The sequence below is a fragment of the Burkholderia sp. MSMB1072 genome, from assembly GCF_001524725.1.
Lineage (GTDB): Bacteria > Pseudomonadota > Gammaproteobacteria > Burkholderiales > Burkholderiaceae > Burkholderia.
In genome coordinates, this window is sequence record NZ_LOYC01000017.1 from 156,290 (window position 1) to 178,684 (window position 22,395).

24 protein-coding genes are annotated in these 22,395 nt (G+C 67.3%); 15 read left to right on the forward strand and 9 right to left on the reverse strand.

Annotated features, from left to right (window positions below; all coding sequences use genetic code 11):
* Positions 1-2 precede the first annotated feature (2 nt).
* Positions 3-602, forward strand: coding sequence for a hypothetical protein (locus WS89_RS09295; protein ID WP_059790583.1), 600 nt, complete (start codon positions 3-5; stop codon positions 600-602).
* Positions 603-709: 107 nt separating this feature from the next.
* Positions 710-2,329, forward strand: coding sequence for a glutamine-hydrolyzing GMP synthase (gene guaA / locus WS89_RS09300; protein WP_059505925.1), 1,620 nt, complete (start codon positions 710-712; stop codon positions 2,327-2,329).
* 204 nt (positions 2,330-2,533) lie between these two features.
* Here the strand turns inward: guaA and WS89_RS09305 are convergent, their stop codons facing one another.
* On the reverse strand, positions 2,534-3,172 hold the full coding sequence (locus WS89_RS09305; RefSeq protein WP_059790584.1) for a 3'-5' exonuclease: 639 nt from the start codon (positions 3,170-3,172) through the stop codon (positions 2,534-2,536).
* A gap of 96 nt (positions 3,173-3,268) precedes the next feature.
* Here WS89_RS09305 and WS89_RS09310 point away from each other — a divergent pair, with 96 nt between their 5' ends.
* Positions 3,269-3,895 carry a 2'-5' RNA ligase family protein gene (locus WS89_RS09310; RefSeq protein ID WP_059790790.1) on the forward strand — a complete coding sequence of 209 codons (627 nt, stop codon included), beginning with the start codon at positions 3,269-3,271 and terminating at the stop codon, positions 3,893-3,895.
* 81 nt (positions 3,896-3,976) lie between these two features.
* On the opposite strand, the gene WS89_RS09315 is transcribed toward WS89_RS09310, so the two are convergent.
* The 8 genes from WS89_RS09315 to WS89_RS09350 all read right to left on the reverse strand — a co-directional run bounded on the left by WS89_RS09315 (position 3,977) and on the right by WS89_RS09350 (position 10,199).
* Positions 3,977-4,426 carry an acetyltransferase gene (locus WS89_RS09315; protein WP_059790586.1) on the reverse strand — a complete coding sequence of 150 codons (450 nt, stop codon included), beginning with the start codon at positions 4,424-4,426 and terminating at the stop codon, positions 3,977-3,979.
* Between the two features lie 95 nt (positions 4,427-4,521).
* Positions 4,522-4,995, reverse strand: coding sequence for an NUDIX hydrolase (locus tag WS89_RS09320; protein WP_156440531.1), 474 nt, complete (start codon positions 4,993-4,995; stop codon positions 4,522-4,524).
* Between the two features lie 49 nt (positions 4,996-5,044).
* Positions 5,045-5,929 (reverse strand): NAD(P)-dependent oxidoreductase, encoded by an 885-nt coding sequence (locus tag WS89_RS09325; protein WP_059790590.1) that lies wholly within the window; start codon positions 5,927-5,929, stop codon positions 5,045-5,047.
* A 106-nt stretch (positions 5,930-6,035) separates the two neighbouring features.
* On the reverse strand, positions 6,036-6,314 hold the full coding sequence (locus WS89_RS09330; RefSeq protein WP_059790592.1) for a gamma-butyrobetaine hydroxylase-like domain-containing protein: 279 nt from the start codon (positions 6,312-6,314) through the stop codon (positions 6,036-6,038).
* Entirely contained in the window at positions 6,311-7,306 is a 996-nt protein-coding gene (locus WS89_RS09335; protein ID WP_059790594.1) for a HEAT repeat domain-containing protein, read from the reverse strand. The genes WS89_RS09330 and WS89_RS09335 overlap by 4 nt, the downstream gene beginning before the upstream one ends.
* 132 nt (positions 7,307-7,438) lie before the next feature.
* The gene (locus WS89_RS09340; RefSeq protein ID WP_059790596.1) at positions 7,439-7,684 is read right to left on the reverse strand and encodes a 4Fe-4S dicluster domain-containing protein; all 246 of its coding nucleotides are present in this window, start codon (positions 7,682-7,684) and stop codon (positions 7,439-7,441) included.
* A gap of 11 nt (positions 7,685-7,695) precedes the next feature.
* A complete protein-coding gene (locus WS89_RS09345; protein WP_059790598.1) occupies positions 7,696-9,432 on the reverse strand; it encodes a fumarate reductase/succinate dehydrogenase flavoprotein subunit in 1,737 nt (578 codons plus the stop codon).
* Positions 9,429-10,199: a GntR family transcriptional regulator gene (locus tag WS89_RS09350; RefSeq protein WP_059790600.1), complete on the reverse strand. Its 771-nt coding sequence runs from the start codon at positions 10,197-10,199 to the stop codon at positions 9,429-9,431. The genes WS89_RS09345 and WS89_RS09350 overlap by 4 nt, the downstream gene beginning before the upstream one ends.
* A 303-nt stretch (positions 10,200-10,502) precedes the next feature.
* On the opposite strand from WS89_RS09350, the gene WS89_RS09355 reads away from it, so the two are divergent.
* The 12 genes from WS89_RS09355 to WS89_RS09410 all read left to right on the forward strand — a co-directional run bounded on the left by WS89_RS09355 (position 10,503) and on the right by WS89_RS09410 (position 22,305).
* On the forward strand, positions 10,503-11,738 hold the full coding sequence (locus WS89_RS09355; RefSeq protein ID WP_059790603.1) for an MFS transporter: 1,236 nt from the start codon (positions 10,503-10,505) through the stop codon (positions 11,736-11,738).
* 291 nt (positions 11,739-12,029) lie between these two features.
* Complete coding sequence (locus tag WS89_RS09360) at positions 12,030-12,431, forward strand: DnaJ family domain-containing protein (protein ID WP_027784729.1); 402 nt, start codon at positions 12,030-12,032, stop codon at positions 12,429-12,431.
* Positions 12,428-13,021: a tRNA adenosine(34) deaminase TadA gene (gene tadA / locus WS89_RS09365; protein WP_059790605.1), complete on the forward strand. Its 594-nt coding sequence runs from the start codon at positions 12,428-12,430 to the stop codon at positions 13,019-13,021. The genes WS89_RS09360 and tadA overlap by 4 nt, the downstream gene beginning before the upstream one ends.
* A gap of 101 nt (positions 13,022-13,122) precedes the next feature.
* A complete protein-coding gene (gene ldcA, locus WS89_RS09370) occupies positions 13,123-14,061 on the forward strand; it encodes a muramoyltetrapeptide carboxypeptidase (RefSeq protein ID WP_059505946.1) in 939 nt (312 codons plus the stop codon).
* A gap of 308 nt (positions 14,062-14,369) precedes the next feature.
* Positions 14,370-15,074, forward strand: a complete 705-nt coding sequence (locus tag WS89_RS09375; RefSeq protein WP_059790607.1) for a GntR family transcriptional regulator — start codon at positions 14,370-14,372, stop codon at positions 15,072-15,074.
* A 147-nt stretch (positions 15,075-15,221) separates the two neighbouring features.
* A complete protein-coding gene (locus WS89_RS09380; protein WP_059505951.1) occupies positions 15,222-16,706 on the forward strand; it encodes an NCS1 family nucleobase:cation symporter-1 in 1,485 nt (494 codons plus the stop codon).
* 10 nt (positions 16,707-16,716) lie between these two features.
* Positions 16,717-17,508 (forward strand): aspartate/glutamate racemase family protein, encoded by a 792-nt coding sequence (locus WS89_RS09385; protein WP_059790609.1) that lies wholly within the window; start codon positions 16,717-16,719, stop codon positions 17,506-17,508.
* 161 nt (positions 17,509-17,669) lie between these two features.
* Positions 17,670-18,623: an allantoinase PuuE gene (gene puuE / locus WS89_RS09390; protein ID WP_034207577.1), complete on the forward strand. Its 954-nt coding sequence runs from the start codon at positions 17,670-17,672 to the stop codon at positions 18,621-18,623.
* Positions 18,620-19,141 carry a 2-oxo-4-hydroxy-4-carboxy-5-ureidoimidazoline decarboxylase gene (uraD, locus tag WS89_RS09395; RefSeq protein WP_059790611.1) on the forward strand — a complete coding sequence of 174 codons (522 nt, stop codon included), beginning with the start codon at positions 18,620-18,622 and terminating at the stop codon, positions 19,139-19,141. Before puuE ends, uraD begins: the two co-directional genes overlap by 4 nt.
* 75 nt (positions 19,142-19,216) lie before the next feature.
* The gene (gene alc, locus WS89_RS09400; protein ID WP_059505956.1) at positions 19,217-20,230 is read left to right on the forward strand and encodes an allantoicase; all 1,014 of its coding nucleotides are present in this window, start codon (positions 19,217-19,219) and stop codon (positions 20,228-20,230) included.
* Positions 20,227-20,739, forward strand: coding sequence for an ureidoglycolate lyase (locus tag WS89_RS09405; protein ID WP_059505958.1), 513 nt, complete (start codon positions 20,227-20,229; stop codon positions 20,737-20,739). The genes alc and WS89_RS09405 overlap by 4 nt, the downstream gene beginning before the upstream one ends.
* A 201-nt stretch (positions 20,740-20,940) precedes the next feature.
* Positions 20,941-22,305, forward strand: a complete 1,365-nt coding sequence (locus tag WS89_RS09410) for a hypothetical protein (RefSeq protein WP_059790613.1) — start codon at positions 20,941-20,943, stop codon at positions 22,303-22,305.
* The last annotated feature ends 90 nt before the right edge of the window (positions 22,306-22,395 follow it).

Below are 22,395 nucleotides of genomic sequence, written 5' to 3' on the forward strand. Positions count from 1 at the left end.
CGATGAAACCGCTGCTGCGAGCCGTGCTGATCGTCGATGCCGTGCTGCTGCTGGCGTTCGGCGTGCTGTTCGTGCTGACGCCCTGGCAGGCGCTGTTCAACGCGCTGCAACTGGCTAACATCCAGCCGGCGATGCTCGGCCAGGCGTTCGGTATCGCGCTGCTCGGGCTCGCGTGGCTCGCGTTTCATGCGGCGTTCAACGGCGATCTCACGGCGCCCGTCGCGCGGTCGGTCGGCCACGTGTACTGGCTGACCGGCGTGCTGACGATCGTGTGGTCGATCGGCACCGGCAGCGGGCCCGCACTGGCGGCCGCCGGCCGGGTGCTGTCGGCCGTGGCCGGGGTCGCGCTGATCGTGCTCGGCCTCGGCGGCGTGCGGCTCGCATCGGCCGTGCGCCGGCGCGAGAAAGCGCAGGCGCTCGAAGGCCGGAGCGCGCAGCGTCCGGTCGAACCGGCGCCGGCCTCCGCAGCGCAGCCGCGGGTTGAGCCGGTCGTCGGCCGTCCGGTGGCGCCTTCGGCGCCGGCCGCGGCGACCTCGTCGGCCGCGTCCGACCGCGCGTCAGGCAGCGTCGCGTTCGACGCGCGCCCGCCGTCGCAGGATTGACCGGCGATGCGTCGCGCGTGCCGCCTGCCGCCCGACGCCGCCGACCATGCTTTTGACGCAGCGCTCGATGCGCTGCTTTTCTTATTCTCTTCATCCCGTCCGCAGCCATGCACGACAAAATCCTGATTCTCGACTTCGGTTCGCAAGTCACCCAACTGATTGCACGGCGCGTGCGTGAAGCGCACGTCTACTGCGAAATCCATCCGAACGATGTGTCCGACGACTTCGTCCGCGAGTTCGCGCCGAAGGCGGTGATCCTGTCGGGCAGCCACGCGAGCACGTACGAAGACCATCAGCTGCGCGCGCCGCAGGCCGTGTGGGAGCTCGGCGTGCCGGTGCTCGGCATCTGCTACGGGATGCAGACGATGGCCGTGCAGCTCGGCGGCAAGGTCGAGTGGAGCGACCATCGCGAATTCGGCTACGCGGAAATGCGTGCGCATGGCCATACGCGCCTGCTCGACGGTATCGAGGATTTCACGACGGCCGAAGGCCACGGGATGCTGAAGGTCTGGATGAGCCACGGCGACAAGGTTGCGGAGCTGCCGCCGGGCTTCGCGCTGATGGCGTCGACGCCGAGCTGCCCGATCGCCGGCATGGCCGACGAGGCGCGCGGCTACTACGCGGTGCAGTTCCATCCGGAAGTCACGCACACGGTGAAGGGCCGCCAGATCCTCGAACGCTTCGTGCTGCAGATCGCCGGCGCGAAGCCCGACTGGATCATGAAGAACCACATCGAGGAAGCCGTCGCGAAGATCCGCGAGCAGGTCGGCGACGAGGAAGTGATTCTCGGCCTGTCGGGCGGCGTCGATTCGAGCGTCGCGGCCGCGCTGATCCATCGTGCGATCGGCGATCAGCTGACGTGCGTGTTCGTCGATCACGGCCTGCTGCGCCTGAACGAAGGCAAGATGGTGCTCGACATGTTCGAGGGCCGCCTGCATGCGAAGGTCGTGCACGTCGATGCGTCCGACCAGTTCCTCGGCCACCTGGCCGGCGTGACCGATCCGGAAGCGAAGCGCAAGATCATCGGCCGCGAGTTCGTCGAGGTGTTCCAGGCCGAGGCGAAGAAGCTGTCGAAGGCGAAGTGGCTCGCGCAGGGCACGATCTACCCGGACGTGGTCGAATCGGGCGGCACGAAGACGAAGAAGGCGACGACGATCAAGAGCCACCACAACGTCGGCGGCCTGCCGGAGACGCTCGGCCTGAAGCTGCTCGAGCCGCTGCGCGACCTGTTCAAGGACGAAGTGCGCGAGCTGGGCGTCGCGCTCGGCCTGCCGCCGGAGATGGTGTACCGCCATCCGTTCCCGGGCCCGGGCCTCGGCGTGCGGATTCTCGGCGAAGTGAAGCGCGAGTACGCGGACCTGCTGCGCCGTGCGGACGCGATCTTCATCGAGGAATTGCGCGGCACGACGGCCACCGCGCAGGACGCGGCAGCCGGCCTGTGCGGCGAGGCCGACGTCGGCAAGACCTGGTACGACCTGACGAGCCAGGCGTTCGCGGTGTTCCTGCCGGTGAAGTCGGTTGGCGTGATGGGCGATGGGCGGACGTACGACTACGTGACGTCGCTGCGCGCGGTGCAGACCACCGACTTCATGACCGCACACTGGGCGCACCTGCCGTATGCACTGCTCGGCCGCGCGTCGAACCGGATCATCAACGAAGTGCGCGGGATCAATCGGGTCGTGTACGACATCTCGGGGAAGCCGCCGGCGACGATCGAGTGGGAGTAAACATTCCGGCCGAATCGGCGTTCGATTCCCCTGCGTCGTTGCGCATCGGCTGATGTCGCAATAGTTCGCAAGCGGGTCGCCGGTTCGGTTGGCTGGCTGTCGCCGGTTCACGCAGCGGCCTGGCAATCCATTGCCAGGCCGTTTTGCGTTAACGCGTGAAGTCGGTCGGCGCGTGTGATGTTTTCCGTTCCGGTATCGGATGGGTCACGCCTGCGTACGCACCAGCGACCGCAAATACATCGGCACCTTCGCCTTGGTCGTCGCCTGCACCCGCGACATCAGCGCGTGATCGATCCGATCCAGCCCGTAAGTTCGCGAAATATCCTGCTGCAACCGACACCACAGATGCCCAGCCATCTCGGCATCGACCATCGCGCGGTGCGCACGGCCCGATTGCGGCAACCGCAACATCTCGGCGAGGCTCGACAGGCGGTGACTTCTGGCGTCCGGGTAGATCCGTCTCGCCACCAGCATCGTGCATGCAAACGCATGGTCGGCCGACATGCCGAGCAGCCCGAGTTCCGACTGCCAGAAGCGTTTGTCGAAACCGGCGTTGTGGGCCACGACCGCGTGCCTGCCGACGAACGCCGCCGCTTCTCTCATGACCTCGGACGCCGGTGGCGCCGCCGCGATCATGTCGTTGGTGATGCCGGTGAGCGCAACGACGTCGGACGGGATGCGTCTGCCGGCATTCATCAAACTCTGGAAACGGTCGACGACTTGCCCGTCGCGCAGCAGGATGACGGCAATTTCGGTCGCACGGTCGCCCAGATTCGGCGACAGCCCGGTTGTTTCGAAGTCCAGTACCGCGACGGTTTGCGTGGTTGAGTTCGGATGCTTCATCAGAGGGTGTCGAGTTTGGCCGAGAGGGTAGCATCTTCGTGCTCGCGAGCGGCGGATTCATCGACCGGCGAGCGGGCCGGCGTCCGATTGACGATAATGAAATCTCGCTCCAGGCCTGTCGGACGTGCTGCCGTGACTCAACTGACGCTACCCGGATTCGATGCGCCGCCGCCGGTTCCCGTGCACCGCTTCTTTTTCGCCGTGATGCCGGATCCGGCCGCGGCGGTGCGCATTGCCAGCCTTGCCGAAAGCATGCGGCTAAAGAAGGACAGCCTGGTGGGTACCGAGCGTCTGCACATCACGCTGGGTTCGCTCGGCGACTTCGCTTACGTGCCGGGCGCTAAGCTCGCGCGGGCCCGCGCGGTCGCGGACCGCGTGGATGTGCCGCCTTTCTCCGTGAGGTTCGACAAGATCATCAGCTTCAACGGACGGCCTGGTCATCAGCCACTGGTGCTGCTGGGACGGGCCGGTCTGGAAAACTTGATCGACTTTCGACGGCAGTTGCGACGTGTGCTGAAACGAGACGCGGGGCTGAGCATTCTTCCTTCGGGTTTCACCCCGCACGTGACGCTGCTGTATGGCGCACGCAGGCCCGATGAGTATCGGATCGAGCCGATTACCTGGACCGTGTTCGACTTCGTCCTGATCGATAGCTGGCTCGGGAAGTCGCACTACGACGTGTTGGGGCGCTGGCCGCTGACGACCGGCAACTTCTCGGGATAATCGCGATACCGAAAGGGCGGTGTCGTTTCGGCGCGTCCGGCCCGGGCCGGTGCCGTGTCCCCTTCCTGCCCGGACTCCGGCTCAGTCCCGACCACTCCCGCGATAACGAAGATGAATCAGCGGATAAGGCCGCCCCTGAGCATCCACCTCCGACCACCCGCAGCGTTCGAATCCGAGCCGTTCATAGAATCCCGCCGCCGCTTCGTTCTGCGCGTTGACGTCGGTCGACAGGTCGGGATGGCGCTTGAGTGCTTCTTCGACCAGCCGCCGCCCGACTCCCGCGCCATGGTGTTCAGGATCGACGAACAGCGCCTCCATGTGATTGCCGTCGAGCAGCATGAAGGCGATCGCGCGATCGCTCTCGTCGACGGCCAGATCGAGCGGCGCGTCCGGCAAAAACGCGACGACTTCGGATTCGATCGCACGACGATCGTCGTCGCTCAGGAAGTGATGGGTGGCGTCGACGGCGTTGCGCCAGATATCCAGCACGCGTGTGCGATCGGCCTCGGTGGATTGTCGAATTCTGATCATGGTTTGATAGGTTGTGATTCGGCGGCGCCCGGCAGGTCGCTGGCGCCGTGACGGACCGAACGCATCGCGCCGATACGCAAGCGACAGCGGAAGTGTCAGGCGGATGGCGAACGCGCATTGCCCAGCACCGCCGCCCGCTCGATTGCTCGTCGCGCGACGTCCCGCACGCCCGCGCTCATCGGCAAATCGTCGCGGTCGAGTTCGTCGATGCCGAACCAGCGTGCGTCGAGCGCATCGTCGCCGGCGGCCGGCGTGCCGCGCAGCCATCTGCACAGCACCGCGACCAGGATGAAATGCTGGCGCACGACGCCGTGCGCATCGTAATCGAACGCGTCCAGCGCGGTAAAGGCGTCGAGCGCTTCCACGTCGACCGTCGTCTCTTCCGCGATCTCGCGCACGACCGCATCCGCGAGCGGCTCGCCCGGCTCGATCTTGCCGCCGGGGAAACCCCAGCAGCCCGCATCGGGCGGATTCGCGCGGCGCACGAGCAGCACGTCGCGTTCGCGCAGCACGATGCCGATCACGGCGGGAACGGGGCGCAAGGAAGCAGCGTGGCCGGTTGCGGACATGGTCATGCGTATCCGTCGGTTCGAACGAACGCGTGGGCGTGCACGCGGCTCATCGTGCGTCCCCGGTACGCCGTTCGATCGCGCGAATCACGGCGACCATGTCGGCCGCGCCATGTCCGGCCTGCTCGGTTTCGCCGTAAAGCGCGTGGCAGATGTCGAGCAGCGGCGACGCGATGCCGATGCCCCGTGCGGATTCGGCGACGAGGCGCGCATTCTTCAGCACGTCGGTGATCGCGGCCTGCACCGAGAAATCTTCCGCGACGAGCTTGCCGAGTTTCACGCGCGACACGTCGCTCGCCATCGGGCCGGCGTTCAGCACGTCGGCGAAGCGCGCGAGGTCGATACCGTGACGCTGCGCGAAATGCGTGGCTTCGGCGAGACCGGTGACCATCGTGATCAGGAACAGGTTGACGGCGAGCTTCATCGTCAGCGCCGCTGGCACGTCGCCGCACACGAAGCTGTCGCGGCACAGCGGCTTCACGAGCGCGCGGACGGCTTCGACGTCGTCGGGTGCGCCGGCCAGCATCGCGACGAGCTGGCCGGCTTCGGCCGGCTTGCGCGAGCCCGATACCGGCGCCTCGACGTAGCGGCCCGACGCGGCGGCGATGTCGTCGGCGAGCGCACGCGAGTATTCGGGCGCATTCGTACCCATGTTGACGATCATGTGCCCGTCGACCCGCGCGGCAAAACCGGGCGTGCCGCGCGCGAGGACGGCATCGATCGCCGCGTCGTTCGCGAGCATCAGGATCACGGTGCGGCAGGACACGAATACGTCGTCGATGTCCTCGGCCACGCGCGCGCCGGCGTCGCGCAGCGCATCGTCGTTGCCGTGCGAACGGTTCCACACGACGAGCGGCGTGCCGGCCCGCGCGAGATTGAGCGCCATCGGCGCGCCCATCACGCCGAGGCCGATGAATCCGATAGGGGTTTGCATGGTGCTGCTCCCACGGTAGGTGGCGACGATCGTGGGCGTCAGTATCGCAGCGTTTTCGCATGCCTGCCATCCAGTCCGCTCGAGCGCGGCAGCCGCGTCGTCGCCGCTACGCGATCTCCGCCAGGTACGGCCACGGATAAATGCCGCGTGCATGGCCGTCGCCGAACAGGAAGCGTACGCCGTAGCCGAGCGGTTCCACGCCGTCCAGCGTCAGGGCCGGCCGCGTATCGATGCGGCCGCCGTCGAGCCGGATCTTGCGGCATTCCGCACACGGGCAATCGCTGCGCAACCGCGCATAGTCGATGCGTTGCGCCGAGCCGTCAGGCCAGGACAGCGTCAGTGCGCGTGCCGGGTGATCGAGTGCGATTCCGATCGGCGTAATCATCGCGACGCCTCGTCGATCTGTCCGATTGCGATCCGCACGGCCTTGCGGACTTCGGGGTCGCGATCGTCGAGCGCGTCGTGCAGCGCGGGCAGCGTCGCGCGGTCGCGCAATTCGCCGAGCGCGAGCGCGGCTTCCTTGCGCAGGTTGCTGATCGCATGCGCGAGCAGCGCGACGACGGCCGATGCCGCGGCCGCATCGCGCAATTGGCCGAGCGCGCGGACGGCGCGCACGCGCACTTGCCAGTAGTCGTCGTCGAGCGCGGCGACGAGCGGGTCGCGCGCAACGGCGACGCGCAGCTTGCCGAGCGTGGTAGCCGCTTCCTCGCGCACCTGCCATTCGACGTCACGCAGCGCCGCGAGCAGCGCGGTGACGACGGCGGTATCGCCGGCCGCTGCAAACCCGATCGCGCCGACCGCGGCGCGCCGCACGTCGGCATCGGCGTCCGCGGTCGCGACGCGGGCGAGCGGCGGCAGCGCGCGGCCGTCCTTGAGCCAGCCGAGCACGACGACCGCCTCCGTGCGTACGGCGGCGGCGCTCGCGTCGAGCGCGCGCAGCGCGGGCGCGAATGCGTCGGGGTCGCGCAATTCACGCAAGCCGCGCAGCACGGCGGTGCGCACGAACGGTTCGGGCCGGTCGGCCCAACGGCACAGCACGGCGCCCGATGCCGCGTTCTTCAGTTCGGACAGGCTTTGTGCGGCCGTTGCGCGCACGCCGTCGTCCGGATCGAGCAGCGCATGGCACAGCGCGTCGACGACATCGGGCTGCTCCCACGCGTCGAGCACGCGTGCGGCCTCGCTGCGCACGTCGGCCGACGGGTCGTCGCGCAGCGCCGCGACGAACGACGGCACGAGTTCGGGCGCCTCGAGATCGGCGAGTTCGAGCAGTGCGATGCGGCGCACCGAGGCATCGGCCGCGGCGAGGCGCGCGACGAGCGCGGCGTGATCGGCGGCCGGCACGCCGGGCGGCGGGAAAGCGGAGGAAGAGGCGGTCATGGAAAAAGTCGGTGCGGTGAATGGGCAGGCACGCATGCTCAGGCGCGTTGCGCAACAGCGCGAGACAGCGGCGCTCGATGTCGACGCACGCGGGCTCGGTCGTACTGTCGTCGATGCGGGGCGCGCGTCGTGTCAGCGCAGCAGGTAAGGGATGTCGACCTTGACCGCGCCGGTCGGGCAGTCGCGTTCGCACGGCATGCAGTACCAGCATTCGTCGAACTGCATGTACGCTTTGCCCTTGCCGACGTCGATCGCGAGCAGGTCGAGCGGGCACACGTCGACGCAGACGGTGCAGCCCTTGTCGGCGATGCACAGCGTCTCGTCGATCGTCACGGGCGCGCTGCTGCGCTGGAAGATGTCGTGCGGGGTATGGGACATGGCGAGGTTCCTCAAAGGGCGGCGAGCGCGGCCGGTTCGCGGATGCGCAACTGCGCGTAGGCTCCGCGTTCGTCGTCGGCAAGCGGCACGACGTATGGTTCGACCGGCCGCTTCTCGCTGCGCATCGCGCCCGCGGCATCCTTGCGCAGCCACGTGTGGCAGAACCATTCGGCGTCGTTGCGGTGCGGGAAATCGACGCGATGGTGGTACAACCCCCAGCGGCTCTCGGTGCGGAACAACGACGCGCGTGCGGCCATTTCCGCGCAATCGCGGATCGCGCGCACTTCGGCCGCGCGCATCAGCTCGTGCGGGTTATCGGCCTTGATTTCTTCGATATCCTCAGTAATTCCGTCAAAACGTTGCAGCCCGATTTCCATCTTGCGCGTCACCTTCGGCGGTTGCAGGTAGTCGTTCACCATGCGGCGCAGCTTGTATTCGACCTGCGCCGGCGCCAGGCCGCGCTCCCGCAGCAACGGCGCGAACACGCGCGAGCGCTCGGCGTCGACCTGTTGGTCGTCCACCGGCGCGTGTTCGCGGCCGGCCGCGTAGTCGGCCGCGTTCTGCCCGGCGAACCAGCCGTACGTGAAGGCGCCGAGCATGTAGTTGTGCGGAACGGCCGCCATGTCGCCGGCCGCGTACAGCCCCGGCACGGTCGTCTCCGCGCGCGCATTCACATACACGCCCGATGCGCTGTGGCCGCTGCAGAAGCCGATCTCCGAGATGTGCATCTCGACCATCTGGCTGCGGTAGTCGGTGCCGCGCCCCGCATGGAAACGGCCGCGGCTCGGCCGTTCGTTCGTATGCAGGATCTGCTCGATGGTCCGGATCGTTTCTTCCGCGAGATGGTCGAGCTTCAGGAACACGGGGCCGTTGCCGCTCTGCAGTTCCTGGTAGAACTCCCACATCATCTGGCCGCTCCAGTAATCGCATTCGATGAAGCGTTCGCCCTTGCCGTTCGCGGTGAAGCCGCCGAGCGGGCCGGTCACGTACGCGCACGCCGGGCCGTTGTAATCCTTGATCAACGGATTGATCTGGAAGCATTCGAGATTCGCGAGCGCCGCGCCCGCGTGATAGGCCATCGCATAGCCGTCGCCCGCGTTGGTCGGGTTCTCGTACGTGCCCATCAGGTAGCCCGATGCCGGCAGACCGAGGCGGCCGGCCGCGCCGCAGCAGAGGATCACGGCCTTTGCGCGGATCACGTGGAATTCGGCGGTGCGGCAGTCGAAGCCGAGCACGCCGCTCGCGCGGCCCTGCGCATCGGTCAGCACGCGCGTTGCGACGATCCGGTTCGTGATCGCGATGCGCGCGCGCTTCAATTGCCGGTACAGCACCTTCTTGATGTCGTGACCCTCCGGCATCGGCAGCACGTACGAGCCCATGTGATGGACCTTCTTCACCGCGTAGTCGCCGGTGCCGTCCTTCTCGAACTTCACGCCCCAGCGATCGAGCTGCTCGATCGTCGCGAAGCTGTGCGTCGCGTACGCGTATACGGCTTCCTGGTCGACGATCCCGTCGTTGGCGATCGTGATCTCGCGCGTGTACTGCTCGGGCGTCGCATGACCGGGGATCACCGCGTTGTTCAGGCCGTCCATGCCCATCGAGATCGCGCCGCTGCGTTTCACGTTGGCCTTCTCGAGCAGCAGCACGCGCAGGGACGGATCGCGCTCCTTTGCCTTGATGGCCGCCATCGGGCCGGCCGTGCCGCCGCCGACCACGACGATGTCGTATTCGTGCACATGGGTGTTCATCGCGGGTTCCTTGCAGGTTTGCGCGCCTTCTGCCGATCGATGCGCAGCCGGTACTGGAAGGCGTCGCCGCGGAAGTAGAGGGTTTCGTAGTCGATCGGCGCACCGGATGCATCGTGCGTGAGACGCTCGATACGCAGCACGGGGCTGCTTTCCTCGACGTGCAGCGCGTCGACGATTTCGTCGTCGGCGAGGATCGCGTCGATCGACACGTCGGCATGGCCGAGCGCAATGCCGCAGTCGTTCTCCAGGATCAGGAAGATGTCGCGGGTCGCGAGATCGGCGCCGGCGAGGCGCTTGCCGAGCGCTTCGGGCACCCAGGTCTGTTCGAGCGACACGGGTTCGCGGTTCAGCAGCCGCACGCGATGGATCTCGACGAGCGGCGCGCCTTCGGGCACGTTCAGCTTCGTCGCGAGATGGCGATCGGCCTTCACGGTGCGCAGGCTGCGCAACTGGTTGACGATCTCGTAGCCCATCGACGACATCGCCTCGGCGAACCCCTGCAGCGACGTCACGTTCTGGAAGGCCTTCGGCTTCGACACGAACGTACCCTTGCCGTGCAGCTTGAACAGCAGGCCCTCCTTCTGCAGGTCGCCGAGTGCCTGGCGCACCGTGATGCGGCTGACGTCGAACATCGCGCAGAGTTCGTGCTCGGACGGCATCCGGCTGTGCGGCGCATAGGTGCCGTCGAGAATGCGCGCGCGCAGCGAGTCCTTGATCTGCACGTAGAGCGGGGCCGCGGACAGCGGCACGACGTTGGATGGAGTCATCGGTCAACTTGTTATGACAAGATGGGGCGAGTGTAGCCAGCGCACGTGCGCGCCCCAACCAACCATTTCTGCTTTCGAATTTCCCGTTGCGGAAAAGCGGGGCGGCAGGCGACGGGGCGACCGGATGATCCGACCCTTGCGAGCCGCGCGGAATTGCCGACATAAAAATTCCGCGGCCCATGCGCCGCGCATGTCGATTTCCCGATGCGTCGCCCGTCGTATCGATATCGACCGGGCAGTGCGCCGCGCCCTGCGGCCGGCACCGGGTTGCCGCGAATGGCGCAACGAACGAGGAGATGCCACATGACACGTCACATACCGGATTCCCGATACCGCTGGGTGATCGTCGCCGCGGGCGGCCTGATGGGCTGCGTCGCGATCGGCGCGATGTTTTCGTTACCGGTGTTCCTGCGGTCCATCGCGCGCGATACGGGCTGGTCGATGACCGGCATTTCCGCCGCGATGACGCTCGGCTTCATCGCGATGGCGTTTGCGAGCATGGCATGGGGCAGCCTGTCGGACCGGGTCGGCACGCGGCCGGTCGTCGTCGCGGGCGCCGTGCTGCTGTCGGCGAGCCTGGCGCTGGCGAGCCGCGCGCCGTCGCTGCTCGTGTTCCAGCTGACCTTCGGCCTGGCCGTCGGCAGCGCGACGGCCGCGATATTCGCGCCGATGATGGCGTGCGTGACCGGCTGGTTCGACACGCACCGCAGCCTCGCGGTATCGCTCGTGTCGGCCGGCATGGGCATGGCGCCGATGACGATGGCGCCGCTGGCCGCATGGCTCGTGTCGGTGCGCGACTGGCGCACGTCGATGCTGCTGATTGCCGTGCTGGCGGCCGTCGTGATGATTCCGGTGTCGCTGCTGGTGCGCCGGGCGCCGGCGCTCGACGCTGCAGCCGCGCACGCGGCGCCCACGCCAGCGTCCGCCGGCGCGCCCGCCGCGATGTCGGTCGCGGATGCGCTGCGCTCGCCGCAGTTCGCGGTATTGCTGCTGACCAATTTCTTCTGCTGCGCGACGCATTCGGGCCCGATCTTCCACACGGTCAGCTACGCGGTGACCTGCGGGATTCCGCTGATCGTCGCGGTGTCGATCTACAGCGTGGAAGGGCTCGCGGGCATGGGCGGCCGGATCGCGTTCGGGATACTCGGCGATCGCCTCGGCGCGAAGCGCATGCTGGTGGCGGGATTGCTCGCGCAGGCGTTCGGCGCGCTCGGCTATTACTTCGTGCGCTCGCTCGACGGCTTCTACGCGGTCGCGACGCTGTTCGGTTTCGTCTATGCGGGCGTGATGCCGCTCTATTCGGTGCTCGCGCGCGAGAATTTCCCGCTGCGGATGATGGGCACCGTGATCGGCGGCTGCGCGATGGCCGGCAGCCTCGGGATGGCCGCGGGCCCGGTCGCGGGCGGGCTGATCGTCGACGCGCTCGGCAGCTACGGCTGGCTGTACCTCGGATCGTTCGCGATCGGGGTCGGCGCGTTCCTGATCGCGACGATGTTCCGCCCGTTCGCGAAAGCGCGGCCGGAAACGGTAGCTGCGTAATCGGGCGGCGAAGGCGGGGAGGCAGGCAGGAGGCCGGCATTTTCGTCGGGTCGGCGGGGGCCTGCGGGATCGTCGTGGATAAAAAAATGGGGTAGGCCATCGCCCCCGTCCGGAAGCGTCGGGACGGCGCTCGGCCTGCTGCGGCGCAGCACAGCGGCAAGTGACGGCGATCGGCGCGCATGCGCTGCGATTCGGCCCCTAAAAACGCGATATCGAGCATATATTCGAAGGGCCTGTCATACCGGCGTCACCCTGCTAGAATTCGGCCTGCCGCATTGTTCCGATTGACTGATGAGATTGCTTGACGCCCTGGTCGAACAACGTATTGCCGCCGCCGCCGCGCGGGGCGAGTTCGACGATTTGCCGGGTACCGGCGCGCCGCAGGCGCTGGATGACGACCTCCTCGTGCCCGAGGAGGTGCGGGTGGCCAACCGTATCCTGAAGAACGCGGGCTTCGTGCCGCCGGCTGTCGAGCAACTGCGCGCGCTGCGCAACCTGCACGACGAAGTGCAGGCGGTCAGCGACCGCGCCGCGCGCTGCCGGCTGCAGGCGAAGATCCTCGCGCTCGACATGGCGCTCGAATCGCTGCGCGGCGGCCCGATGGTGATGCCGCGCGACTACTGCCGGCGCATCGCGGAACGCCTGTGCGAGCGCGGGCTCGACGACGCGCCCGCCGAAGCGGGGACGATGTGACGTCCGACGCGCTGCACGACGCAGCCCACGCGGCACCCGCGGCCGCTGACCCCGCCGCCGATTCTTCCGTTCACGAAGCCGCGCCCGTATCGGCGCGCGACCTGCATTTCATGCGTCTGGCGCAGGCCGCCGCCGAAGAGGCGCGCGCGGCCGGCGAAGTGCCGGTCGGCGCGGTGCTCGTGCGCGGCGACGAAGTGATCGCACGCGGCTTCAACCATCCGATCGGCGGGCACGATCCGTCCGCGCATGCCGAAATGGCCGCGCTGCGCATGGCCGCGCAGCAGCTGCGCAATTACCGGATGCCCGGCTGCGAGCTGTACGTGACGCTCGAACCGTGCCTGATGTGCGCAGGCGCGATCATGCATGCGCGCATCGCGCGGGTCGTCTATGGCGCGGCCGATCCGAAGACGGGCGCGTGCGGCAGCGTGATCGACGCATTCGCGAATCCGCAGCTCAACCACCACACCGAAGTGACCGGCGGCGTGCTCGCCGACGAGTGCGGCGCCGCGCTGAAGTCGTTCTTCGCCGAGCGCCGTCGCGCGCTGCGCGAAGCGCGGCTCGCCCGCGACGCCGAATCAGGCGCGTCATAGGCGCCGCTGTCGCGCCCGTCGTTACGGGCGTGCACGGTTTTCGTGAACCGGACACGGTTCGGACCCTCTAAGCAGGTTTGACGATCCCGACACCTTTCGCCATGTCCTTCCAGCCCGCCGCGTCCTACACCATCCGCCTGCTGGCGCCGTCCGGCTATCCGCACGACCCCGACGCGATCAACCGCGCGCTCGAGCGCCTCAGCACCGCGCAGCAGCGCATCGAGAACGTCGAGGCGACGCAGCGTCGCTTCCAGCGTTTCGGCGGCACCGACGGCGAGCGGGCGGGCGATCTGAACCGCCTCGCCGATCCCGAGCGGCCGCTGCCGGACATCGCGCTCGCGGTGCGCGGCGGCTACGGCGCCGCGCGCATCCTGCACGGGCTCGACTATCGCGGGCTCGAGCGCCGGCTGCGCGACCAGCCGATCGCACTCGTCGGTCACAGCGATTTCACGGCGATCCAGCTGGCGCTGTACGCGAAGGCGCGCATCAAGACGTTCGGCGGCCCGATGCTGTCGGCCGATTTCGGCGCGGAAACGCCGAGCGACTTCACGATGCAGCATTTCTGGCAGACGCTGACGCAGCCGAGCACGACGATCGTCGCCGACGCACCGCAGGTGCAGACGGTGAACGTGACGGGCACGCTGTGGGGCGGCAACCTCGCGATCCTCACGTCGCTGGTCGGCACGCCGTACATGCCCGACATCGAGGGCGGCATCCTGTTCATCGAAGACGTCAACGAGCAGCCGTTCCGGATCGAGCGGATGATCTATCAACTGCACCTGTCCGGGCTGCTCGCGCGCCAGCAGGCGCTCGTGCTCGGCCAGTTCACCGGCGCGCGGCCGTTCGAGTACGACAACGGCTACGACATGCAGGCAATGATCGACCAGGTGCGCGCGGTGGTCGGGATTCCGGTCGTCACGGGGCTCCAGTTCGGCCATGTGCCCGATCTGTTGACGCTGCCGTTCGGCGCCCAGGCGCAACTGGTCGCGAATGCGCACGGGTTCCGGCTGACGGTGTCGGACTATCCGCATCTCGGCTGATGCCGGCGCGATCGATCGAAAGGCGGGTTTCCCCGCCTTTTTCTTTATGCAGGTGCGCAACTAACGGTCAATATTTTTCGTCGACACCCATGCGATCTTCGCTCGGTTTTGCACCATTTTTGTCAACAAAATAGCCGGCAGGGTATACGACGAGAAGAGCCTCCGTCTTGCTTTGCAGGCTTGTGGTGCATGGATCTCGTGCGCGTTGCACCGAATGGGGACACGCCGACGCACGCCGATCGTGCGAAATCTCGCAAAAGAATTGTTGACAATCTTTATGTCCATCCTAGGATGAGGACCATCACACGATGCAGATCATGAACGAGCCCGATTCCCATCCGTCCGGCGCAGCCGGTCCCGAAGCGATCGCCGAGCGCATCCGCACCGCGATCCTCGAGCATCGGCTCGCGCCCGGCGCGAAGCTGACGGAGGCGCAGCTCTGCGAAGTGTTCGGCGTGAAGCGCGGGACGATCCGCCAGGCGCTCGCGCAGCTCGCGACCGACAAACTGGTCGACCTCGAGCCGAACCGCGGCGCGTTCGTCGCGAGCCCGTCGCTGCAGGACGTGCACGAAGTGTTCGAGATGCGCCGGATCATCGAGCTGGCCGTGGTCGAGCGGCTCGCGACCGGCCCCGGCGCCAGGCGGTTGAAGGGCGTCGCGGCGCTGATCGACAAGGAACGCAAGGCGTTCGAGCGGCACGACTTCGCGGCGTGGATCCGGCTGTCGGGCGAATTCCATACGGCGCTCGCGACGCTGATGGGCAATGCGACGCTCAGCGAGTGCCTCGAAGGGCTCGTCGCACGCTCGACGCTGATGTCGGCGCTGTACGAATCGCACGGGCGCAGCCCGTGTTCGTGCGACGACCACGACGAGATCCTCGCCGCACTGGAGGCGGGCGATCCGAAGCAGGCGGTGACGCTGATGGCGCGCCACCTGCAGCATGTCGAACTGAAGATGCTGGACCGGCCCGCGCAAGGGCAGGTCGATTTGCGCGAAGTGTTCGGCGGCGCCTGAGCGGCGACGCGAACCCGGCCGCGCCACACGACGAGAGCAATGCAGGCCTGCGGTGTTTGCCGAGGGCCGCAGGTCCGACTCCGGGCGACGATCCGGAGCGATATCGATGACGGTGGAGCGGCCTTCCGGCCGCGTCAAGGAGAAGTCATGGCTCAATTCAGTGTGGCGCACGACAGCGCCTATCCGGCGGAAGAAGGCGGCGAGGGCGGCGGTCCGGCATTGCCGGACGGTTACAGCGAACGTCTGTATAACGAAGATTTGGCACCCCTAAAAAATCAGACGTGGGGCGCGTACAACATCTTCGCGTTCTGGATGTCGGACGTGCACAGCGTCGGCGGCTACGTGTTCGCGGGCAGCCTGTTCGCGCTCGGGCTGACGAGCTGGCAGGTGCTGATCGCGCTGATCGTCGGCATCGGCCTCGTGAACGGGCTGTGCAACCTGATCGCGCGGCCGAGCCAGCAGATCGGCGTGCCGTATCCGGTCGCGTGCCGCGCGACCTTCGGTGTGCTCGGCGCGAACGTGCCGGCCGTGATCCGCGGGCTGATCGCGATCGCATGGTATGGAATCCAGACTTATCTCGCGTCGAGCGCGCTCGTGATCGTCGTGCTGAAATTCTTCCCGCAATGGCTGCCGTATGCGGACGTCCATCGCTACGGCTTTCTCGGGCTGTCGGCGGTCGGCTGGGCCGGCTTCATGCTGCTGTGGGTGCTCCAGGCGTTCGTGTTCTGGAACGGGATGGAGACGATCAAGAAGTTCATCGACTTCGCGGGCCCGGCCGTCTACGTCGTGATGTTCATCCTGGCCGGCTACATGGTGTGGCGCGCGGGCTGGCGCAACATCGGCATCAACCTCGGCGGCGTCAAGTATCACGGCGCGGAAGTGATTCCGGTGATGATCACCGCCGTGTCGCTCGTCGTGTCGTACTTCTCCGGGCCGATGCTCAACTTCGGCGACTTCTCGCGCTACTGCCGCTCGTTCGGCGACGTGAAGCGCGGCAATTTCTGGGGGCTGCCCGTCAACTTCCTCGCGTTCTCGCTCGTCACGGTGATCACTACCGCCGCGACGCTGCCGGTGTTCGGCGAACTGATCACCGACCCGGTCGAGACGGTCGGCCGCATCGACCATCCGACCGCGGTGATCCTCGGCGCGCTGACGTTCACGATCGCGACGATCGGCATCAACATCGTCGCGAACTTCGTGTCTCCCGCGTTCGATTTCTCGAACGTCGCGCCGCGCCTGATCAGCTGGCGCGCGGGCGGGATGCTCGCCGCCGTCGCGTCGATCTTCATCACGCCGTGGAACCTGTTCAACAACCCGGCGGTGATCCATTACACGCTCGACGTGCTCGGCGCGTTCATCGGCCCGCTGTACGGCGTGCTGATCGCCGACTTCTACCTCGTCAAGCGCGGCCGCCTCGTGCGCGACGACCTGTACACGATGTCGGAAAGCGGCGCCTACTGGTATACGGGCGGTGTGAACCGCCGCGCGCTCGCCGCGCTGCTGCCGGCTGCGGTGATCGCGGTCGTGTGCGTGATGGTGCCGGGCTGGCAGGGCGTCGCGAATTTCTCGTGGTTCATCGGCGCGGGGCTCGGCTTCGGGTTCTACCGGCTGCTGGCAGGCGCGAAGGCGTAAGGAGCCTGCGATGAAGATCCGACTGATCAATCCGAATACGACGCAGCGGATGACCGACGCGATGGGCCGCTGCGCGCGCGAGGTCGCGGCCGCCGGCACGGAGATCGTGGCCGTGAGCCCGCCGATGGGGCCGCCGTCGATCGAAGGGTATTACGACGAGGCGCTCGCGACGCCGGGGCTGCTCGCCGAGATCGCGCAGGGCGAGCGCGACGGCTGCGACGCATACGTGATCGCGTGTTTCGGCGATCCGGGCCTGTATGCGGCGCGGGAACTCGCGCGCGGGCCGGTGATCGGCATCGCCGAGGCCGCGATGCATGCAGCAAGCGTGCTCGCGCCGGGCTTCTCGGTCGTCACGACGCTCGCGCGTACCTGCGGGATGGCGTGGCACCTCGCGGAGCGCTACGGGATGAAGCGGTTCTGCCGCAACGTGCGCGCAACCGACGTCGCGGTGCTCGAACTCGACCGGCCCGGCTCGGCCGCGCGCCGGATCATCGTCGACGAATGCCGGCGCGCGCTCGACGAGGACGGCGCTGACGCGATCGTGCTCGGCTGCGCGGGGATGGCCGAATTCGCGCACGAGATCGAGCAGCAGATCGGTGCGCCGGTGGTCGAGGGCGTCACGGCGGCCGTCAAGTGGGCCGAGGCGCTCGTCGCGTTGCGCCTCGCGACCGCGAAGCGCGGCGACTACGCGCGGCCGCTGCCGAAGCGCTACGACGGTGCGTTCGCCCGCTTCAGCCCGCCGGACGGGGATACGGCGGAACCGGTCCCGGATTTGCCGCACCCGCACATACACACCGTCTGACACGCACTATCTGCGCCGCTGTATGGGCGCGTATGAACGTTTTCGCTACACTGGGCCGTCGTCGCATCGGCTGGTGCGGCCCGCTTCCGGGCGCCGCGCCGTCGATGCGAACCCATTATTTCAGCCCGCTCACTCAGCCCGCATTCGTTGCATTTCGAACCATGTCACTCGATCCCAACTATCCTCGCGACCTGATCGGCTACGGCCGCCATCCCGTTCAGGCGAACTGGCCGGGGCGCGCCCGCGTCGCCGTGCAATTCGTGCTGAATTACGAGGAGGGCGGCGAGAACTGCGTGCTGCACGGCGATCCGGGCTCCGAGCAGTTCCTGTCCGAAATCGTCGGCGCCGCCGCGTATCCGGACCGCCACATGAGCATGGAGTCGATCTACGAATACGGGTCGCGGGCCGGCGTGTGGCGCATCCTGCGCGAATTCGAGAAGCGCGGGCTGCCGCTGACGGTATTCGGCGTCGGCATGGCGATCGAGCGTCATCCGGAGCTTGCGCGCGCATTCGTCGAGCTCGGCCATGAAATCGCGTGCCACGGCTGGCGCTGGATTCACTACCAGAGCATGACGCCGGAACTCGAAGCCGAACACATGCGCCTCGGGATGGAAGCGATCGAGCGCGTGACGGGCGAGCGCCCGCTCGGCTGGTATACCGGCCGCGACAGCCCGAACACGCACCGCCTGGTCGCCGAATACGGCGGCTTCCTGTACGACTCCGACAACTACGGCGACGACCTGCCGTTCTGGATGGACGTCGAGGTGTCGGGCGGCCGCACGTCGCCGCAACTGATCGTGCCGTACACGCTCGACACGAACGACATGCGTTTCGCGACGCCGCAGGGCTTCAACACCGGCGATCACTTCTTCCACTACCTGCGCGACGCATTCGACGTGCTGTACGCGGAGGGCGACGAGGCGCCGAAGATGCTGTCGATCGGCATGCACTGCCGGCTGCTCGGCCGGCCGGGCCGGTTCCGCGGGCTGCAGCGTTTCCTCGATCACATCGAGAAGCACGATCGCGTATGGGTGACGCGCCGTGTCGATATCGCGCGTCACTGGCGTGAACATCATCCGTATCAGCCCAATCATCGAAACGAAGGGAAAGCATGAAGGCGATGCGCTACACGTTGGAACAACTGAACACGATGGCGCCGAGCGCATTCGTCGCGGCGTTGTCGGGGATTTTCGAGCATTCGCCGTGGGTGGCCGAGGTCGCTGCGGGCGAGCGGCCGTTCGCGAGTATCGACGCGCTGCACAAGACGATGTCGGATGCGGTGGAAACCAGCGGCGAAGCGCGCCAGCTCGCGCTGATCAACGCCCACCCGGAGCTGGCCGGCAAGGCCGCCGTGCGCGGCGAACTGACGGCCGAGTCGACCCGCGAGCAAAGCGGCGCGGGCCTCGACCAGTGCACGCAGGAAGAATTCGACAAGCTGCTGACGCTGAACCGCACGTATCGCGAGAAGTTCGGCTTCCCGTTCATCCTCGCGGTGCGCGGCTATGACCGCCACGGCATCATCGCGAACTTCGAGTCGCGCGTGAATCACTCGCGCGACGAGGAGCTGCGCGCGAGCCTCGACCAGATTTACCGGATCGCGCGCTTTCGCCTCGACGACCTGATCGACGCCTGACACCGCCGCCTGACACCGCAATACGGCCTGCTGCGTCGCAGCGGCCCGATCGCCTCACTGAAACAAGGAAACATCATGGCTGTTCCGCTTCTCGATCCGAACGCACCCGATTTCACGCGGCGCTACGTGAATCTTGCCGACCCGCGTCTCGGTGCGCAGGCGCTCGAGGCCAGCGACGATTTCTTCGCGCCGAAGGACCGGATGCTGAACCCCGAGCCCGCCGTCTTCATCCCCGGCAAGTACGACGACCACGGCAAGTGGATGGACGGCTGGGAGACGCGCCGCAAGCGCACGACCGGCTACGACTGGTGCATCGTCAAGCTCGCGCGCCCCGGCGTGATCAAGGGCTTCGACATCGACACGAGCCACTTCACCGGCAACTTCCCGCCGGCGGCGTCGATCGAGGCTGCGTTCGTGGCCGACGGCGCGCCGACGCAGGCCACCGAGTGGGTCGAGATCGTCGCGTCGACCACGCTGCAAGGCAACAGCCATCACTACGTCGAAGCGAGCGACGCGCGCGCGTTCACGCACCTGCGCATAAACATCTACCCGGACGGCGGCATCGCGCGCCTGCGCGTGTACGGCCAGCCGCAGCTCGACTGGGCCGGCGCGAGCGCGACCGAGCAGTTCGACCTCGCGGCGATGGAAAACGGCGGTTACGTGGTGGCGGCGAACAACCAGCACTTCGGCGTCGCGTCGAACCTGCTGCTGCCGGGCCGCGGCGTGAACATGGGCGACGGCTGGGAAACCCGCCGTCGCCGCGAACCGGGCAACGATTGGGCGATCATCGCGCTCGCGCACCCGGGCGTGATTCGCAAGATCGAAGTCGATACCGCGTTCTTCAAGGGCAATTACCCGGATCGCTGCTCGATCCAGGCTGCCTATGTGTCGGGCGGCACGGACAGCTCGTTGATCACGCAGTCGATGTTCTGGCCGGTGCTGCTCGGCGAACAGAAGCTGCAGATGGACAAGCAGCACTACTTCGAACACGACGTCGCATCGCTCGGCCCCGTCACGCACGTGCGGCTGAACATCATTCCGGACGGCGGCGTGTCGCGCCTGCGTCTGTGGGGGACGCTCGACAAATGAAGACGCTTGCCATCGAACCGCTGACCAAGGAAGCGTTTGCGCCGTTCGGCGACGTGATCGAAACGGAAGGGGCCAAGCAGATCCCGATCAACCTCGGCACGACGATCCGCTTTCACGATCTCGCGAAAGTCGACGTGACCGATGAAGGCGGCCGCACGCTCGTCAACCTGTTCCGCGGCCAGCCGCGCACGCTGCCGTTCGAGGTGAAGATGCTCGAGCGGCATCCGCTCGGCAGTCAGGCGTTCGTGCCGCTGAACGACCAGCCGTATCTCGTCGTCGTCGCGCCCGCGGGCGAACTCGATCCCGCGAAGATCCGCGCATTCGTGACGAGCGGCTGGCAGGGCGTCAACTACGCGAAGGGCGTATGGCATCACCCGCTGATCGCGTTGGGCGGCGTGAGCGACTTCATCGTCGTCGATCGCGGCGGCGATGGGCTGAACCTGAACGAGCAGGATCTGCAGGAGTCGCTGTGGCTCACCGAGGATGCACTGGACGCGGTGACGGCCTGAGCCGACGGCGGCGTTACCCGGGAAGCCCGCGCACGATGCGCGGGCTTTTTTCATTTCGCCGCACGGTTGTCGCGCAAGGACTTTGCATATTCCATATCGTTGGTTCGTCGCGGCACAGGAGCCCGGTATCTTGACCGCTTTGTCGGCCCGGCGGGCCGATGCGTTCCGAATCACCGAACCTCCTCCCGCGAACATCCCGATATGAACGGAAGACTCCCGATCGCCGCGGCAGTGGCGGCGGCCGTGCTGGCGCTCGCCGCATGCGACGGCAGCGACGGCGACATCGTCGCCAGTACCGGCACGAGCGCGGCCCGTAGCGCGAACCCGCTGGCCACGCCCGATCAGATCGCGGCGGAGAAACTCGCGCTCGAACTGGTGGCCGCGCCCGCGGTCGTGCAGGCGAAGGCTGCGCTGAAGGCGCAATGGCTGGCCGCGGCCCAGGCGGTGGGCGGCGTGCCGGACGAGTCGCTCGCTTATCTGCAGACGGCCGTCGACGAATCGGCGATGTCGAGCGCGCTCGCGATCACGAACCGTGATCCGAACGCGCCGAAAGTGATCTCCGGACTCGCCGCGCCGCATACGTGGTTCGGCATCGACGTGCCGGGCTCGCGCACGACGTTCGACAATCCGGACACGATTTATCGCAGCTTTCCGGTCGACCCGACGGCGCGTTACGTGATTCGCGGTAACGTGCATCGCGACGGCCCGGTCGACAGCAACGTCACCTTGTGGGACAGCCGTCACGCGACGCTGTCGAACCTGACCGGCGATCAGCTGCGGGTCGGTGCGGACGGCAGCTTCACGATTACCGCGGATTCCGGCGCGGGAGACGGTACCGGCAATCACGTCGTGTTGCCGGCGGTCGCCGCATCGTTCTTCATTCGCGATACCGTCGCCGAATGGGGCGTGCAGGAATTCGACGATCTGTCGGTCGAGCGCGTGTCCGGTGCTTCGTTGACGGCGGCGCCGACCAAGGCCGAGATGATCGCCGCGCTGGCCGCGCAGGTCGGCAACGGCGGCAGCACGTTCGCCAGCTACAACGCGCTCGCGAACGCGCAGCCGGTCAATACGATTCCGGCCGTATCGCTGGGTGGCTCGGCCGGGCGGCTGTCGACGCAGGCGGCCACCTACAGCGCGTTCCGGATCGCCGACGACGAAGCGTTGGTGGTGACGGTCAGCCTTGGCGGCGCGAAATACTTCATCGCGCCCGCCTATGGCCGCTGGCTGATCACGACCGACTACGTGAATCACACGCAGTCGCTGAACAACAGCCAGGCGGTCGCGAATCCGGACGGTACGCTCACGTTCGTCGTATCGCCGAGCGATCCGGGCGTCTACAACTGGGTGGATACGGTCGGCATCCACGAAGGCTTTCTGAATCTGCGCTGGCAAGGGCTACCCGCGACGTCGGCCGGCGCGGCGCCTGCCGCGCATGCGATGCTCGTGAAGCTGGCCGACCTGCGCTCGGTACTGCCGGCGACGACTCGCTACGTCACGCCGGCGGAGCGGGCGACGCAGCTTGTCGCGCGCAAGGCGAGCTACGCGCCGCGCTATTCGGCCGGCTGACCGGTGCGGCTCGACGTCGCCGTCGAGCGGTCCCGCGGCATACAAAAAAAACAGGCCCGCCGAAGCGGGCCAGTCGTTCAGGCGCGGTCG